Annotated in this window: 13 protein-coding genes and 1 pseudogene; 7 read left to right on the top strand and 7 right to left on the bottom strand. The window is 75.9% G+C overall.

The features are described 5' to 3' along the window. Positions 1-54: 54 nt before the first annotated feature. Positions 55-699 carry a DUF6962 family protein gene (locus tag GGQ55_RS20010; RefSeq protein WP_179719749.1) on the top strand — a complete coding sequence of 215 codons (645 nt, stop codon included), beginning with the start codon at positions 55-57 and terminating at the stop codon, positions 697-699. On the opposite strand, the gene GGQ55_RS20005 is transcribed toward GGQ55_RS20010, so the two are convergent. The 3 genes from GGQ55_RS20005 to GGQ55_RS19995 are packed head-to-tail and all read right to left on the bottom strand — an operon-like array spanning position 689 to position 3,539. Beyond that, on the bottom strand, positions 689-1,516 hold the full coding sequence (locus tag GGQ55_RS20005) for an ABC transporter permease (protein WP_179719747.1): 828 nt from the start codon (positions 1,514-1,516) through the stop codon (positions 689-691). The genes GGQ55_RS20010 and GGQ55_RS20005 overlap by 11 nt on opposite strands. Beyond that, positions 1,513-2,433 carry an ABC transporter ATP-binding protein gene (locus tag GGQ55_RS20000; RefSeq protein WP_179719745.1) on the bottom strand — a complete coding sequence of 307 codons (921 nt, stop codon included), beginning with the start codon at positions 2,431-2,433 and terminating at the stop codon, positions 1,513-1,515. Before GGQ55_RS20000 ends, GGQ55_RS20005 begins: the two co-directional genes overlap by 4 nt. Further along, entirely contained in the window at positions 2,430-3,539 is a 1,110-nt protein-coding gene (locus GGQ55_RS19995) for a transcriptional regulator (protein WP_366489796.1), read from the bottom strand. The genes GGQ55_RS20000 and GGQ55_RS19995 overlap by 4 nt, the downstream gene beginning before the upstream one ends. Before the next feature lie 70 nt (positions 3,540-3,609). On the opposite strand from GGQ55_RS19995, the gene GGQ55_RS19990 reads away from it, so the two are divergent. Both GGQ55_RS19990 and GGQ55_RS19985 read left to right on the top strand, forming a co-directional pair. Then, positions 3,610-6,579 carry an ATP-binding protein gene (locus GGQ55_RS19990; RefSeq protein ID WP_179719743.1) on the top strand — a complete coding sequence of 990 codons (2,970 nt, stop codon included), beginning with the start codon at positions 3,610-3,612 and terminating at the stop codon, positions 6,577-6,579. A 59-nt stretch (positions 6,580-6,638) separates the two neighbouring features. Beyond that, the gene (locus GGQ55_RS19985; protein ID WP_179719741.1) at positions 6,639-7,745 is read left to right on the top strand and encodes a class I SAM-dependent methyltransferase; all 1,107 of its coding nucleotides are present in this window, start codon (positions 6,639-6,641) and stop codon (positions 7,743-7,745) included. Positions 7,746-7,754: 9 nt separating this feature from the next. Here the strand turns inward: GGQ55_RS19985 and GGQ55_RS19980 are convergent, their stop codons facing one another. After that, positions 7,755-8,528 carry a DUF899 domain-containing protein gene (locus tag GGQ55_RS19980; RefSeq protein ID WP_179719739.1) on the bottom strand — a complete coding sequence of 258 codons (774 nt, stop codon included), beginning with the start codon at positions 8,526-8,528 and terminating at the stop codon, positions 7,755-7,757. A 99-nt stretch (positions 8,529-8,627) separates the two neighbouring features. Here GGQ55_RS19980 and GGQ55_RS19975 point away from each other — a divergent pair, with 99 nt between their 5' ends. Next, positions 8,628-9,236: a hypothetical protein gene (locus GGQ55_RS19975; protein ID WP_179719737.1), complete on the top strand. Its 609-nt coding sequence runs from the start codon at positions 8,628-8,630 to the stop codon at positions 9,234-9,236. On the opposite strand, the gene metF is transcribed toward GGQ55_RS19975, so the two are convergent. Further along, positions 9,226-10,128, bottom strand: coding sequence for a methylenetetrahydrofolate reductase [NAD(P)H] (metF, locus tag GGQ55_RS19970; RefSeq protein ID WP_179719735.1), 903 nt, complete (start codon positions 10,126-10,128; stop codon positions 9,226-9,228). The two genes, GGQ55_RS19975 and metF, sit on opposite strands and share 11 nt — an antisense overlap. Before the next feature lie 169 nt (positions 10,129-10,297). On the opposite strand from metF, the gene GGQ55_RS19965 reads away from it, so the two are divergent. The 3 genes from GGQ55_RS19965 to GGQ55_RS19955 are packed head-to-tail and all read left to right on the top strand — an operon-like array spanning position 10,298 to position 13,838. After that, a complete protein-coding gene (locus GGQ55_RS19965) occupies positions 10,298-11,440 on the top strand; it encodes a polyprenyl synthetase family protein (RefSeq protein ID WP_366489793.1) in 1,143 nt (380 codons plus the stop codon). Next, entirely contained in the window at positions 11,437-12,906 is a 1,470-nt protein-coding gene (gene crtI / locus GGQ55_RS19960) for a phytoene desaturase family protein (RefSeq protein WP_179719733.1), read from the top strand. Before GGQ55_RS19965 ends, crtI begins: the two co-directional genes overlap by 4 nt. Next, positions 12,903-13,838: a phytoene/squalene synthase family protein gene (locus GGQ55_RS19955; RefSeq protein ID WP_218859355.1), complete on the top strand. Its 936-nt coding sequence runs from the start codon at positions 12,903-12,905 to the stop codon at positions 13,836-13,838. Before crtI ends, GGQ55_RS19955 begins: the two co-directional genes overlap by 4 nt. On the opposite strand, the pseudogene GGQ55_RS27255 reads toward GGQ55_RS19955, so the two are convergent. Continuing rightward, a pseudogene (locus GGQ55_RS27255) lies at positions 13,835-14,044 on the bottom strand (lycopene cyclase domain-containing protein); the annotation flags it as partial. The gene GGQ55_RS19955 and the pseudogene GGQ55_RS27255 overlap by 4 nt on opposite strands. Then, positions 14,041-14,385, bottom strand: a complete 345-nt coding sequence (locus GGQ55_RS19945; RefSeq protein WP_179719729.1) for a lycopene cyclase domain-containing protein — start codon at positions 14,383-14,385, stop codon at positions 14,041-14,043. The gene GGQ55_RS19945 and the pseudogene GGQ55_RS27255, both read right to left, overlap by 4 nt. Positions 14,386-14,387: the final 2 nt, after the last annotated feature.

The raw sequence follows: 14,387 nt of genomic DNA, 5'->3' as shown, positions 1-14,387 counted from the left end.
CTCGTCCGCGCCTGAACTCCTGGTTGGCGCGGCCACGCCGACCTACGGTGAGGTGTGCTCCTCGAGCCGATGGCGTCGCTGACCGATCTGGCGCTGGGGCTGGTGAGCCTCTACCTCTGCGTGCGGCTGCCCGGAGGCACCCCGGCCTCGAAGTACTGGCGCCTGACCTTCTTGTGGGCGGCGGTGGCCGCGCTCGGCGGCGCGGTGCACCACGCCGTCCTGGTCGGCGACCCGCAGGTCGCCCGCGTGAGCTGGGCGATCGTCAGCAGCATGGTCGTGGTGGTGATGTCGTTCCTGCTGGCGGCCTCGGTGATCGAGGTGCTCGGCCGCAGCCGGGCGATCGTCTTCTGGCCGCTGCGCCTGGTCGGGCTGGTGGCCTACGCGATCTTCGCCGCCACCGGGCACGCCAGCATCGCGGCGATCATGTGGTGCGAGAGCATCACGGTGGCCTGCGTGCTCGGGCTGTGGGTCTGGGCCGCGGCGCACGGGCACCCGAAGGCCCGCCCGATGCTGGTCGCCATCGGCGCGAGCATCGCCGCTGCGATGTTCCGCCTGGTGCCGGGGCTGTCGGGGCTGGTCGGGCTCGAGCCGGACTCGGCCTACCACCTGGGTCAGATCGCCGGGATGGTGCTGCTGTTCACCGCGGCCGCCGGCAGCAGCGCCGCGCTGCTCCCCCGCGCCGCCCGCGTCAGCTCGTGACGTCCTTGGTCGTGAAGTTGGCCCAGGACACGGCGAGCAGCACGCCGACGTAGACGCCCTGCAGCGCCAGCCCCCGCAGGATGTCGCGCCACAGGATCGGATCGCGGAAGAAGTCGACGAACGCCAGCCAGTAGCGGGTCGGCAGGTAGGGCGCGATCGGCGAGGCCGCGTCGAGGGTGAACAGCAGGGACGACGCCACGAGCACCGCCAGCGCGCCGAGCGTGGCGCCCAGCGGCGACTCGGTGAACGTGGAGAAGCACAGCGCGAACGCGGCCACGCCGAACATCGACACGACGATGTAGCCGACCGCCAGCAGCGTGCGCTCGACCAGGTCCTGCGGGGTCAGCGACGTCCCCGACACCGACGTCCCGCCGATCGAGCCGGGCCCGGTCAGCGGCTGGGTGTCGAACATCGTCGTCCCGATGACGTACCCGACCAGCGCCACGATCACGACCGTGACCAGCACGAACACCAGGACGGCGACCAGCTTGGCCACGAGCAGCCGGGTCCGCCCGGCCGGGCGGGCGAGCAGGTAGCGCAGCGTCCCGGTCTGCGCCTCGCCGGCGACGGAGTCGGCGGCCACCACGGCGACGGCGATCGGCAGGAACAGCGGCAGCACGATCGCCAGCGCGGCCAGCGGGAACAGCGTGCCGTTGGTCAGCACGGTGGAGAGGAACAGCGGCCCCTGCCCCGGCCGCGGCGCCAGGTGGGTGACCACCAGCAGGATCGCCACGATCAGCGGCAGCAGGTTGAGCATGCCGATCGTCACCCAGGTCCGCGGACGGCGGAACAGCTTGCGCAGCTCGACGAGGATCACCGCACCGCCTCCACCCGGTCCGGGCTCGTCCCGGCGGCGGCGAGCACGACCTCCTCCAGCGACGGCCGCTCCAGCGCCAGCCCGCGGACCGGCACACCGGCCTGCACCAGCAGCGCGTTGACCTCCGCCGGGTCGGCGCCGCGCACCAGCACCCGCTCGCCGTCGACCGCGCTCACCCGCCCGTCGAGCGTCGCCCGCACCAGCTCCGGCGCCGGGCTGTGCACGACGGTGCGCCCGGTCGGCGCGGTCAGCACGGCCAGCTCGTCCTGCAGCACCAGCCGGCCGCGGTCGAGCACGCCGACCCGGGTCGCCATCTGCTCGACCTCGGCCAGCAGGTGGCTGGACAGGAAGATCGTGGTGCCCCCGCGGTGCAGCTCGAGCAGCAGCGTGCGGATCTCGTGGATGCCCTGCGGGTCCAGCCCGTTGGTCGGCTCGTCGAGCACCAGCAGCTCGGGACGGCGCAGCAGCGCGCCGGCCAGGCCCAGCCGCTGACGCATGCCCAGCGAGTACGCCTTGACCGGACGGCGGCCCACCCCGGCCAGGCCGACCTGCTCGAGCACCTCGTCGATCCGCGTGCGCCGGGTCCGCCGGCCTCCGCCCGGACCGGCGGCGTCGAGCAGCGACAGGTTCTCCCGGCCCGAGAGGTGGCCGTAGTGCGCCGGGCCCTCGATCAGCGCGCCGACCCGCGGCAGCACCCGCCGGCCGGCTCGCGGCATCCGCCCGCCGAGCAGCTCCACCTCCCCGCTGGTGGGCAGCACCAGGCCGAGCAGCATGCGCACCGTCGTCGTCTTGCCCGAGCCGTTGGCGCCGAGGAAGCCGTAGACGTCGCCCTCGCGGACGTCGAGGTCGATGCCGTCGACCGCGCGCAGCCGGCCGAACCGCTTGACCAGCCCCCGGGTGGCGATGACCGCGCTCATCCGCCCCTCCGCAGCTCGGGCAGTGCGCGCGCCGCGGTCTCCAGCGCGTCCAGGGTCACCGTGCCGGTGAGCACGTAGGCCTGCTCGCCGGGTGCCCCGACCACCATGATCCCGACCGGGCCGGCAGCCAGCCGGATGCCGAGTGCGTCGGCCACCGCCGAGGGCGAGGACTGCGCCGCCTGCCGCAACGACCCGGCCAGCCGCGGCGGCACCGGGACGACGGCGAGCAGCGTGACCCCGCGGCCGTACAGGATGATCGCCCCGGGCGCGCCCTCGATCGAGCGGCGGTCCAGCCCGACGAGGGTGTGCGGCAGCGAGACCGGTCGCAGCCGCCGGTTGGCCTCGTCGATCACCTCGTTCTGCGGGTCCCGGATGAACGTCGCGCCGGGCGGCGGGGTGAACGCGGTGACCTCGCGCGACGGCGCGGACAGGTCGAGGTCGAGGAACCGGGTGTCCAGCGCCGGCGCGCCCGCCCCCTTGGCGAACACCCGGATCTTCAGCGGCAGGCCTGTAGCGGCGTCGGCCCAGAGGTCGACCCGGGACACGGACGACGCGGATGCGGACGGGACGAGCCGCAGCCCGAGGGCGTCGCGGCCGGCGATCCGGATCGGGTCGATGCGGGAGAGCTCGTCGTCCGCCGCCTCCGACAGCAGCCGGCGGCCGAGCGTCGGCGGCAGGAGATCGGGCGGCGCGGGCAGCGCGAGCGGGGCGGCCTCCGTGCGGGTCACCCGGTTGCTCTCGTACTCCCAGGTCCAGCTGCCCTCGCTGTCGCGGTGCACGTCGGTCTCGCCCGTGGCGGTGACGACGTCGACCCGGTTGCTGATCGCGCTGCGCCACCAGACCCGCATCGTCGTCCGGTCGCTGAACAGGTCGGCCAGGCTGGTCAGCTGGTCGCTCACCGGGAGGGCCAGCCCGCCGGCCGACTCGGCGTAGCCGGAGAAGGGCACGTCGGCGCTGGCGAGGACGGCGGCGCGCAGGTCGGCGGCGGAGACGCGGGAGTCCGACGCCGGCAGGGCGCCGATCAGCGCCGGCAGCGCGGCGAGGACGGCGACCAGGGCGACCACCAGCGACCAGCGCCGCCCGGCGCCGTACCGCTCCCGAGCCACGCTCCGACGGTACGACGTGCGGCCGTGCGCGAGCCTTCCCGCGAGCGCACCCGCCCGGGAGACTCCCCGCATGCCCCGGGCCGGCCGGACGTCCCTCGTCGGGCGGTCCGCCGTGCTCGGCACCCTCGACGACCTGCTCGACGCCACCGCGGCCGGGGCGGGCGGCGCCGCGCTGCTCTCCGGCGAGGCGGGCATCGGCAAGACCCGGGTGCTGGAGGAGTGCGCCGGCCGCGCCGCCGCGCGGGGAGCGCTGGTGGCGTGGGGCCACTGCACCGAGCTCGACGGGGTGCCGCCGTTCTGGGCCTGGCGCGACGTCCTCGCGGCGCTCGGCGTGCCCGGGGCCCAGGAGGGGCGCAGCGGGGTGCTCGCCGCGCTCGTCGACCGGCTGGACGTCGCGGCCGCCGAGCGCCCCGTGCTGCTCCTGCTCGAGGACCTCCACTGGGCCGACGCCGACACGCGGTGGCTGCTGCGCGGGGTGGTCGACGCGACCGCCGGCCGGTCGGTCGCCGTCCTCGCCAGCTGGCGGACCGCCGAGGGCGGCGACCTGCTCGCCGATCTGCCGCCGCGGGTGCTGCGGATCCCGCTCGCGCCGCTGCCGCCGACCGAGGCCCTGGAGCTGGCGGAGGCGACCGCGGACGGCGCGCTCCCGGAGGACGCGCTCGCCCGCGCCGCGCACCAGTCCGGCGGCAACCCGTTCTTCGTCCGCGAGCTGGTGCGCATGCAGACTGGTGGCGCGGCCGGGGCCGAGCGGGTCCCCCACGGCGTCCGCGACGTGCTCACCCGCCGGCTGGCCCGCCTGGACTCCGCGACGGTGGAGGTGCTCACCGCGGCCGCCGTGCTGGGCGCCGACGCGGACCTCCCCGTGCTGGCGGCCACCGCGAGGCGCCCCCTCGAGGAGACCGGCGAGCTGCTGGAGCACGCGGAACGGGCCGGGCTGGTCGAGCCCTCTGATCCCACGACGCCGGTGCGGTTCGTGCACGCCGTCGTCCGCGAGGTCCTGCTCGACGAGGCCGGCACCCGTCCCCGGGCCGCCCTGCACGAACGGGCCGCGCTGGCGCTCGAGGCCCGCCGGCCCGGAGCGGACGAGGCGCTGGCCGTGCACTGGTCGCACGTGGCCGGCCCCGAGGCCGACGCGCGCACGCTGCGCTCCGCCCGGCGCGCCCGCGACGCGGCGCGGGCCGCCGCGGCGCTGGACCAGGCGCTCGCCTTCGCCGAACTGGCCCACCGGCGCAGCGACGACCCGGAGGACCTGCTGGTGCTGGGCGACGTCCGGGCCCGCCGCGGGGACACCGGACCGGCCCGGACCGAACTGCTGCGGGCGGCCGCCGCCGCGCGCGCCTCGGGGCGGGTGGACGTGCTGGCCCGGGCCGCGCTGGCCCTCGCCGGCGGGGAGGGCGGCTTCGAGGTCGCGCTGCACGACCAGGAGCAGGTCGCGCTGCTCGAGGAGGCCGACCGGGACCTCCCGCCCGGTGGGCTGCGCGCCCGCGTGCGGGCCCGGCTCGCCGTCGCGACCTACCTGTCGGCTGACCCCGGCACCCGGCTGCGGTACGCCCGGTCGGCCGTCCGCGAGGCCGAGTCCGTGCGCGACGAGCGCGCGATCCTGCACGCCCTCGCCGGCTACGCCGACATGATCGGCGGTCCCCGGCACCTCGCCGAGCGGCGCGCGGTGGCCGAGAACATGCTGGCCGTGGCCCAGCGGCTGGCCGACGTCGACGGGGAGCTGCTCGCCCGGCGGTTCCTGCTCGTGGCGCAGCTGGAGAGCGGCGAGTTCGCCGCCGCCGACGCCCAGATCGAGGCCTTCGACGTCCTCGCCCGGCGCACCCACGAGCCGGCCCACCTCTGGTACCCGCCGCTGTGGCGCGGGATGCGGGCCCAGCTGGCCGGGCGGGACGCCGACGCCGAGGCCGGCGCGGACGAGGCCGCCGCGATCGGCCGCCGCGCGCAGAGCCGCAACGCGGTGATCCTGGCCATGACGCTGCGCATGGCCACCCGCTGGGGCCGGCCGGACGAGCTGGCCGAGCTCGAACCGCCCCTCACCGAGTACGCCGCGGACTTCCCGCCGCGGATGCCGCAGCTGCTCGTGGCGCGGGCCTCCCTCGCGGCCGGGCTGCGCGACCGGGCAGCCACCGCGCGCTTCCTGCGGCCGCTGGCCGACGCCCGCTTCCGGTCGATCCCCGAGGACGCGGAGTTCCTCAGCGGCCTGATTGCCTGCGTCGAGGCCGTGGCCTTCCTCGAGGAGCGCGACGCCGCCGCGGACCTGCTCGAGCTGCTCGCACCGCACGCCGGGCTGTGGGTGGTGGACGGGATCGGCGCGGCCTGCTGGGGCGTGGTCGAGGAGTGGCTGGCCCTGCTGGCCGGCTTGCTCGGCCGGCGGGACGACGCCGCGCGGTGGCACGACACCGCCGAGCGGGCCTACCGGCAGGCGGGCGCCGAGGGACCGCTGCGGCGGCTGACGGGCAAGGCGGACGGCGCCCGGGACGGCGAGGCGCTGCTGCGCCGCGAGGCCGGCGGCTGGGTCGTCGGCTGGGCCGGGGCGTCCGCCGTCCTGCCGGACCTCAAGGGGCTGCGCGACCTCGCGACCCTGGTGTCCCGGCCGGGCGTGCCGGTGCCCGCTGTGCGGCTGCTCGCCGCCGGCACCGGTGTGGAGATCGCCGCGGCCGGAGGGGACGAGGTGCTCGACGAGCGCGCCCGGTCGGCCTACCGCGACCGGCTGCGGACGCTGGAGGACGAGATCGCCGATGCCGAGGCCGACGCCGACCTGGGCCGGGCCGGGCGGCTGCGGGACGAGCGGGAGTTCCTGCTCCGCGAGCTGGCGGCGGCGGTCGGGCTGGGCGGCCGGGCGCGCCGGCTCGGGGACGACGCCGACCGCGCCCGCAAGGCGGTGACCATGCGCCTCCGCGATGTCGTGACCCGGTTGGAGACCCCGATGCCCGCGCTGGCCCGGCACCTGCGCGCGGCCCTGCGCACCGGCCGCGAGTGCTGCTACGACCCGGAGCAGCCGGTGCGCTGGCGGGTCAGGACCGGGCCGCCGCCCACCTGACGACGTCAGCCGGCGACTGACGCCGAGCGGGTGTCCGCACCACCCGCGAGGAGGAAGCCATGAGCATCGACACCACCGAGCCCGCCGTCGAGGAGATCAGCGACGAGGCGACCGAGGCCTTCGTCGGCCGGATCTTCGAGGCCGCCCTCGGCAGCATGGACCTGCTGGCCATCGGGATCGGCGACCGGCTGGGCCTGTACGCCGCGCTCGCCCACGACGGCCCGCTGACCAGCACGGAGCTGGCCGGGCGCACCGGCGTCGCCGAGCGCTACGCCCGCGAGTGGCTCGAGCAGCAGGCGGTCACCGGCATCGTGACCGTCGACTCCGGCGACCCGGCCGACGAGCGCCGGTACCGCCTGCCGGCGCACGTCGTCCCGGCTCTGCTGGACCCGACCTCACCCGCCTACGTCGCCCCCATCGCCGGCTTCATCCCACCCCTGGCGCAGGTCTTCGACCGGCTGCTCGAGGTGTACCGCACCGGTGAGGGGATCTCCTGGTCGGACTACCCGACCGGGATCGTCGAGGCGCAGGCGGCGTTCAACCGGCCGGCGTTCACCCACGAGCTCGACGGGTGGCTGGCCGCCGTCCCCGGCTTCGACCAGCAGGCCCGCCGCCCCGGGGCCCGCATCGTCGACGCCGCGTGCGGCGCCGGCTGGTCGACGCAGGCGCTCGGCCGCCGCTACCCGGAGGCGGTCGTGCACGGGTTCGATATCGACGACACGTCCATCGCGCTGGCCCGCCGCAACCTCGCCGGGACCGAGGTGGCGGCGCGGGTGTCCTTCGAGGTCTGCGACCTGACCGAGCCCGCCGACGAGCCCTACGACGCGGCCCTCATGGTCGAGGCGCTGCACGACCTGAGCCACCCGGTGCAGGTGCTCGACGCCTGCCGCCGGTCGCTGGTGCCCGGCGGGGTGCTGCTCGTCGTCGACGAGCGTGCCGCCGAGGAGTTCACGGCTCCCGGGGACATGGTCGAGCGGCTGTTCTACGGCTCGTCCGTGCTGGTCTGCCTGCCCGGCTCGCTGGCCGACGGCGGAGTGGGCACCGGGGCGGCGATCCGCCCGGCGACCGTGCGCCGCTACGCCGAGGAGGCCGGGTTCGCCTCGTGCGAGATCGCCGACATCGAGCACCCGCTGTTCCGCTTCTACGTCCTGACGACGGCGGGCTGACCGCGCAGGTCAGTGGTGGGGCCCGCGCCGGCCGAGCGTCTCCTCCGGGGTCGCGCCGGGGCGGGTCCACTGCGGCACGGGGCGACCTGTCCCGCCCCAGGTGGGGTTGCCCTCGACGTCCACCCGCCAGTACCAGCACGCGTGCTGCCCCTCGGGCCAGCCCTCGGGGTTGTCCTGCCACGCCTCGCCACGGCCGTAGGGGGTCAGGTCGAGCAGGGCGAAGGAGGGGGCGCTCGGCTCGTTGCCGCGGCCAGTCGTGGAGTAGGTGAGGAACACCCGGTCGCCGTCGCGCAGGAAGACGGTCAGGTAGCCCATGTCGCCGCCGATCGGCTCGGGCACGTCGCGCACCGAGTACCAGGGCTGCGTGTAGCCCATGAACTCGACGTAGGCGGCCACCTCATCCCACGCGCCCGTGGTCAGGACGGCGAAGGAGACGCCCCGGGCGTTGAGGTACACGGCGTCCCGGAGCTGCCAGGCGGTGAGCGTGCAGCCCTCGCACTGGCCCTGGTGCGGGGCGCCGTCGTACCACATGTGCTTGTAGACGAGCAGCTCGTCGCGGCCCTGGAACAGGTCCAGGAACGGGACCGCGCCGTCGGGTCCGACGACCTCGGCCGTCCCGTCGATCTCGACCATGGGCAGCCGCCGGCGAGCGGCGGCGAGGGCGTCGCCCTCGCGGGTGTGGGCCTTCTCGCGGACCAGCAGCTCGTCGCGCGCGGCCTGCCAGGTGGCCAGGTCGACGACCGGCGGACGGCCGGGCCTCGCGGTGGTGGGGGTGGTCGTCATGGCGTCCTCCAGGGGATGTCGTGCTCGTTGGAGAGACGTCCGGCGCGGCCGGAACTCATCGACGCGTGCGAACGGCGCGAGCGGGGAACCGGGAGGGGCATGGTTCCCATCAGCGACGCGGTCGTCGTCGACGTGCTGCGCCGGGTCGACCGGCTGGCCACCCCGGGCGTCCGGCGGCTGGGCCGGCCGGCGTCGCGCTCCCCCTCGGAGCGGGACGCCTGGTGGGCCGACCAGGCGTCCACGGTAGCGGCCGGGGTCGCAGCGGCGCCGCGGTTCCTCGGCCGGCTGGCCGACCTGCTGCCGCTGCAGAACACCGTCGGCACCGCCGTCCAGTCATTGGTCGTGCTCGGCGTGGCCGGCGAGCACGGCGTCACCGACCCTGCCGAGCGGGTCTCGCTGCTGGCGAGGGTGCTGCTCGACCGCGACCTGCCGCCGGAGAAGGTCCGGCCGCTGCTGACCCACGCCGCCGGCACCTACCGCGACGAGGCGCTCGGCGCGAAGCGGGGGCCGGTGCGCACGATCTGGCGGATGTCCCGGCTGCTCGGCCGGATCGACGACATGCTCGACGCCCGGCCCAAGGGCAAGCTGCGGCACCGGGCGCTGTCGAACCTGCCCGTGGCCGGCGTGCTGGGCGGCTACGCCGCCGAGCGGGAGGGGCTGCGCCGCGCCGCCCGCCGCACGGCCGAGGCGCTGTCGGTCAGGAGGTGATCGGGAGCGCGGCGAGGTTGGCGTAGATCTCCCGCGTCGCGGTCGACCGGTTCATGGTGATGAAGTGGATGCCGGGCACGCCCTCGGCGAGCAGGCGGGCGCACAGCTCGGTGGCCACCTCGACGCCCAGCGCCCGGACGGCGGCCCTCGCCTCCGGCGTCTCGCCGTCGACCGCGGCGAACCGCGCCGCCAGGTCGGTCGGGAACGCCTGACCCGACAGCTGCACGATCCGGTTGATCATCTTCACGTTGGTCACCGGCATGACGCCGGCGATGATCGGGACGTCGCAGCCGCGGGCGCTGACCCGGTCGCGCAGCCGCAGGTAGTCCTCGGGCCGGAAGAACATCTGGGTGATCGCGAAGTCGGCGCCCGCGCGGCACTTGGCCACGAACATGTCGACGTCGGTGGCCCAGTCGGTCGAGCGGGGGTGCCGCTCGGGGAACGCCGCGACGCCCACCGAGAAGTCGCCCATCGAGCGGATCAGCTCGACCAGCTCGGCCGCGTAGGAGAAGCCCTCCGGGTGCGGGATCCAGTCCGCCTGCGGATCGCTGCCCGGCGGGTCGCCGCGCAGCGCCATGATGTTGCGCACGCCCGCGGCGGCCAGCCGGCTGACCACGTGCCGCAGCTCGGCGACGCTGTGGTCGACGGCGGTCAGGTGCGCCAGCGGCGTCATCGTCGTCTCGTGCGCGATCCGCTCGGTGACGTGGACGGTGCCCTCGCGGGTCGTGCCGCCGGCGCCGTAGGTCACCGACACGAACGACGGCTGCAGGCGCTCGAGCTCGCGCAGCGCCGTCCACAGCTGGCGCTCGGCGTCGTCGCTCTTGGGCGGGAAGAACTCGAACGACCACGTCGGCCGCCCCTCCTGGAGGAGCTCGCGCACGGTCGGGGTCATGCCGAAAGGGTACGGAACCCGCTGCATCCGACCGGCCCCTCACGACGGAAGGAGGGGTGGATCACACGTCCGCCCGCTCGAGGAGGAGACGCCGGTGAGCGTCAACGGCAGTCCGCGCACGACCCTGGCGCCCGGATGGCGGCCCGCGGGGTGGAGCGATACTGGCACGGTGACCGCCGGGACGCAGGACCTCGACGCGGCGGACCAGCTGTCCGCCGTGGACCTCGACGACCTGGCCGCGGTCGACCTCGAGCGGCTGCGCGCGGCGGTCGCCGCGGCCCTGGAGGGGTTCCTGGCCACGCAGCGCCGCACGCTCACCGGCATGGACGCCGCCCTGACGGCGATCACCGAGGAGATGAGCGCGCTCGCCCGCGGCGGCAAGCGGCTGCGCCCGGCGTTCGCCTACTGGGGCTGGCGCGGCGCGACGGCCGACGCCGGCGGGCCCCCCGAGGACGAGGCGGCCGTGCTGCGAGCGGTCGCCGCGCTGGAGTTCGTGCACGTCAGCGCCCTGGTGCACGACGACGTCATGGACGGCGCCTCCACCCGCCGCGGCCGGCCCGCCACCCACCTCGGCTTCGCCTCCCGGCACGACGAGCACGCCCTGGACGGCGACCCGGCGGCCTTCGGCGTCGGCGCCGCGATCCTGGTCGGCGACCTCGCGCTGGTCTGGTCCGACGAGCTGCTGCGCTGCTCGGGGCTGACCCCGGCCGCGCTCACCCGCGCCCGCGGCGTCTGGGACACGATGCGCACCGAGGTCACCGCCGGGCAGTACCTCGACCTGCTCCGCGCCGCGGGCGGCCTGCCCGGCCCGGACGGCGCGCTCACCGTCGCCCGCTACAAGAGCGCGGGCTACACCGTGCAGCGACCGCTGCAGCTCGGCGCGGCGATCGCCGGTGCCGGCCCGCGGCTGTTCGAGGCCTACACCGCGATCGGCCTGCCTCTGGGCGAGGCGTTCCAGCTGCGCGACGACGTCCTCGGGGTGTTCGGCGACCCCGAGGTCACCGGCAAGTCCGCCGACGACGACCTGCGCGAGGGCAAGCAGACGCTGCTCATCGCGCTGGCCGAGCTCGAAGCCGACGAGCCCGGGCGGGAGCTGCTGCACGAGGCGCTGGGCAACCCTGACGCCGACGACGAGCAGTTCGACGCCCTCCGCCACCTCATCGACAGCACCGGGGCACGCGCCCGCGTCGAGGAGCGGATCGCCGAGCGCACCGAGCAGGCGCGCGCCGCCATCGCCGCCGCCCCGGTGACCGAGGAGGCGCGGGCCGCGCTCGACGCGCTCGCCGTCGCCGCCACCACCCGCACCGCGTGAGGACCGTCCCGGGCCGCACCGACCGGGTCGTCGTCGTCGGCGCCGGGCTCGCCGGGCTGGCCGCTGCGCTGCGGCTGCGCGGCGCCGGGCGGGAGGTCACCGTCGTGGAGCGCGGCCCCGGTCCGGGTGGCCGCGCGGGGGTGCTGACCCGGTCCGGCTACGTGCTGGACACCGGGCCGTCGGTGTTCACCGCGCCGGAGGTGCTCGAGGACACCGTCGCCGCGGTCGGCGACAAGCTCGCCGACCGGCTGACGCTGCTCCCTCTGGAGACGACGTACCAGGCACAGTTCGCCGACGGTTCCACCCTTGACGTGGCCGCCGACCCCGACCGGTTCGCCGCGGCGGTCGAGGCGCTGTGCGGGCCGGCCGAGGCCGCGGCGTTGCGCCGCTACCTCGCCGAGCTGGCCGAGCTCTACCGGCTGCAGCTGTCGGTCTTCATCGACCGCAACCTCGACTCGCCGCTGGACCTGCTCGGCCCGCAGCTGCTCACGCTGGCCCGCCGTGGCGGCTTCGGCCGGCTGTGGAACCACGTCGCGCGGCGGTTCGCCGACGACCGGCTGCGGCGGCTGTTCAGCTTCCAGGCGCTCTACGCCGGCGTCTCACCGTTCCGCGCGATCGCCGCGTACGCCGTCATCGCCCAGCTCGACATCGGCGCCGGCGTCTGGCACCCCGTGGGCGGCATCGGCGCGATCCCCCGGGCGCTGGCCGACTCCGCCGCCGACGCCGGGGTGGCCCTGCGGTACGACGCGGACGTCCGCGAGCTGACGACGTCGGGCGGCCGGGTCTCCGGCGTGCGGCTGGCGGACGGCGAGACGCTGCCCGCCGACGCCGTCGTGGTCACCGCCGATGCCCCGCACCGGCTGGTCCCCGGGCTGCGCGGGCCGCGGCGACCGGTCCACTCGCCGTCCTGCGTGGCGCTGCACCTCGGCGTGCGGGCGCCGCTGGCCGGCCACGCGCACCACACGATCAGCTTCGGCGCCGCCTGGCGCGAGGTCTTCGACGAGCTCACCCGCGACGGCCGGCCGATGAGCGACCCGAGCCTGCTGGTCAGCATGCCGTCGGTCACCGACCGCTCGCTGGCCCCCGAGGGCGGTCAGGTGCTCAGCGTCGTCGCGCCGACCCCCAACCTCGAGGTGGGGCCCTCCCTCGACTGGCGCACGCTCGGCCCCCGCTACCGCGACGAGCTGCTGACCACGCTGGAGGCCCGTGGCTGGACCGGGCTGACCGGCGCGATCGAGGTCGAGGAGCTGGCCACCCCGCACGACTGGGCCGCGCAGGGCATGGCCGCCGGCACGCCGTTCGCGCTGGCGCACACGTTCGGGCAGACCGGCCCGTTCCGCCCCTCGACGCTGCCGAGGTCCGGCCCGGAGAACGTCGTCCTCGCCGGGTCGTCGGTGCAGCCGGGGGTCGGCGTCCCGATGGTGCTGATGAGCGGCCGGCTGGCCGCGGAGCGGATCACCGGATGACCGCCGTCGCCGGAAAGCAGGCCGAGCTCGCCGCCGCCTACCGGCACTGCGCGGACATCGCCGCCCGGCACGGCAAGAGCTACCACCTGGCCACCCGGCTGCTGACCCCCGAGCGGCGGCCGGCGGTGCACGCGCTCTACGCCGCGGCCCGCACCGCCGACGACCTGGTCGACGTCCCGGGCGCCGACCCGGCGGGTGACCTGGCCGACTGGTCGCGCGCCGCCCTCGCCGACCTGGACACCGGCTGGTCCGAGGACCCCGTCCGGCTGGCCCTGGTGGACACCTACCGCCGGTACGCGATCGACGTCGACCACCTCGTCGACTTCCTCGCCGCGATGACCAGCGACCTGACCGTGCCCGGCTACGCCGACCTGGCCGCGCTCGACCGCTACATGTGGGGGTCGGCCGCGGTGATCGGGCTGATGGTGCTGCCGGTGCTCGGCACCGCGCCGGGTGTCCGCCGGGAGGAGGCGGCGCCCCACGCGATCGCGCTGGGCGAGGCGTTCCAGCTGACCAACTTCCTGCGCGACGTCGGCGAGGACGTCGACCGCGGCCGGGTCTACCTGCCCGCGGACCTCATGGCCGCGCACGGCGTGACCCGCGAGCAGCTCGCGGCCCGGCAGCACTCCCCCGGCTTCCGCGAGCTGATGCGGGAGATGGTCGCGATCACCCGCCGCCGCTACGACGACGCCGCCCCCGGCACCCCGATGCTGGCCCGCGAGTCCCGCGACTGCGTGCGCGCGGCCACCGCGCTCTACGGCGGCATCCTCGGCGAGATCGAGAAGGCCGACTACCGGGTGCTCGACCGGCGGGTGCGGGTGTCCAGGCCGCGGCGCCTGGCGGTGTTCGCCCGGCGGTTGACCGCGGCCCAGCTGGCCAGGGTGAGCACGACCAGGGCGAAGCCGAACAGCAGGTCCTCGACCGGCGCGTAGGCGATCCGCGGCCCCCAGATCGCGTGGGGGTCGTAGACGACGACGGAGAAGCCGGTCAGCACGCCGTTCATCAGCAGCTGGAAGACCAGGATGATCGCGTAGGCGGCCCAGAAGACCTTGCGGGTCACCATCCGGGTGCGCAGCACGGCCAGGTCGACGACCAGGACGGCGACGACGGCGAGCACCGCCAGGGCGGAGTAGCTCATCCGTCCGCTTCCTCGGCGGGGTAGCCGGCGTTCCAGCCGGTCACCTTGCGCACCGCCTCCAGCGTGAGGACCGCGCAGACCGGGACGACGAGGAAGAACAGCACCTCCTCGACCGGGATGCCGCCGGGCAGCCGGACATCGACGGTGCGCGTCGCGCTGTAGTCCCAGTGCCCGGCCGCGATCGCGTAGAGCACCCACGCCACGAAGACGGCGAACTCCGGCACCAGGGCCAGCAGCAGCCGCCGCCACCGGGCGTAGACCCGGACCCGCAGCACGATCTCCAGCGGCGCCGTCACCACCAGGCAGCCGACCAGCAGCGCCAGGTAGGTCAGGTGCCGCATGC

The sequence above is a fragment of the Petropleomorpha daqingensis genome (genome assembly GCF_013408985.1).
Classification (GTDB): Bacteria; Actinomycetota; Actinomycetes; order Mycobacteriales; family Geodermatophilaceae; genus Petropleomorpha; species Petropleomorpha daqingensis.
Note: the sequence above shows the minus strand (reverse complement) of the source record. Positions and strands in the feature narration are given on the sequence as shown.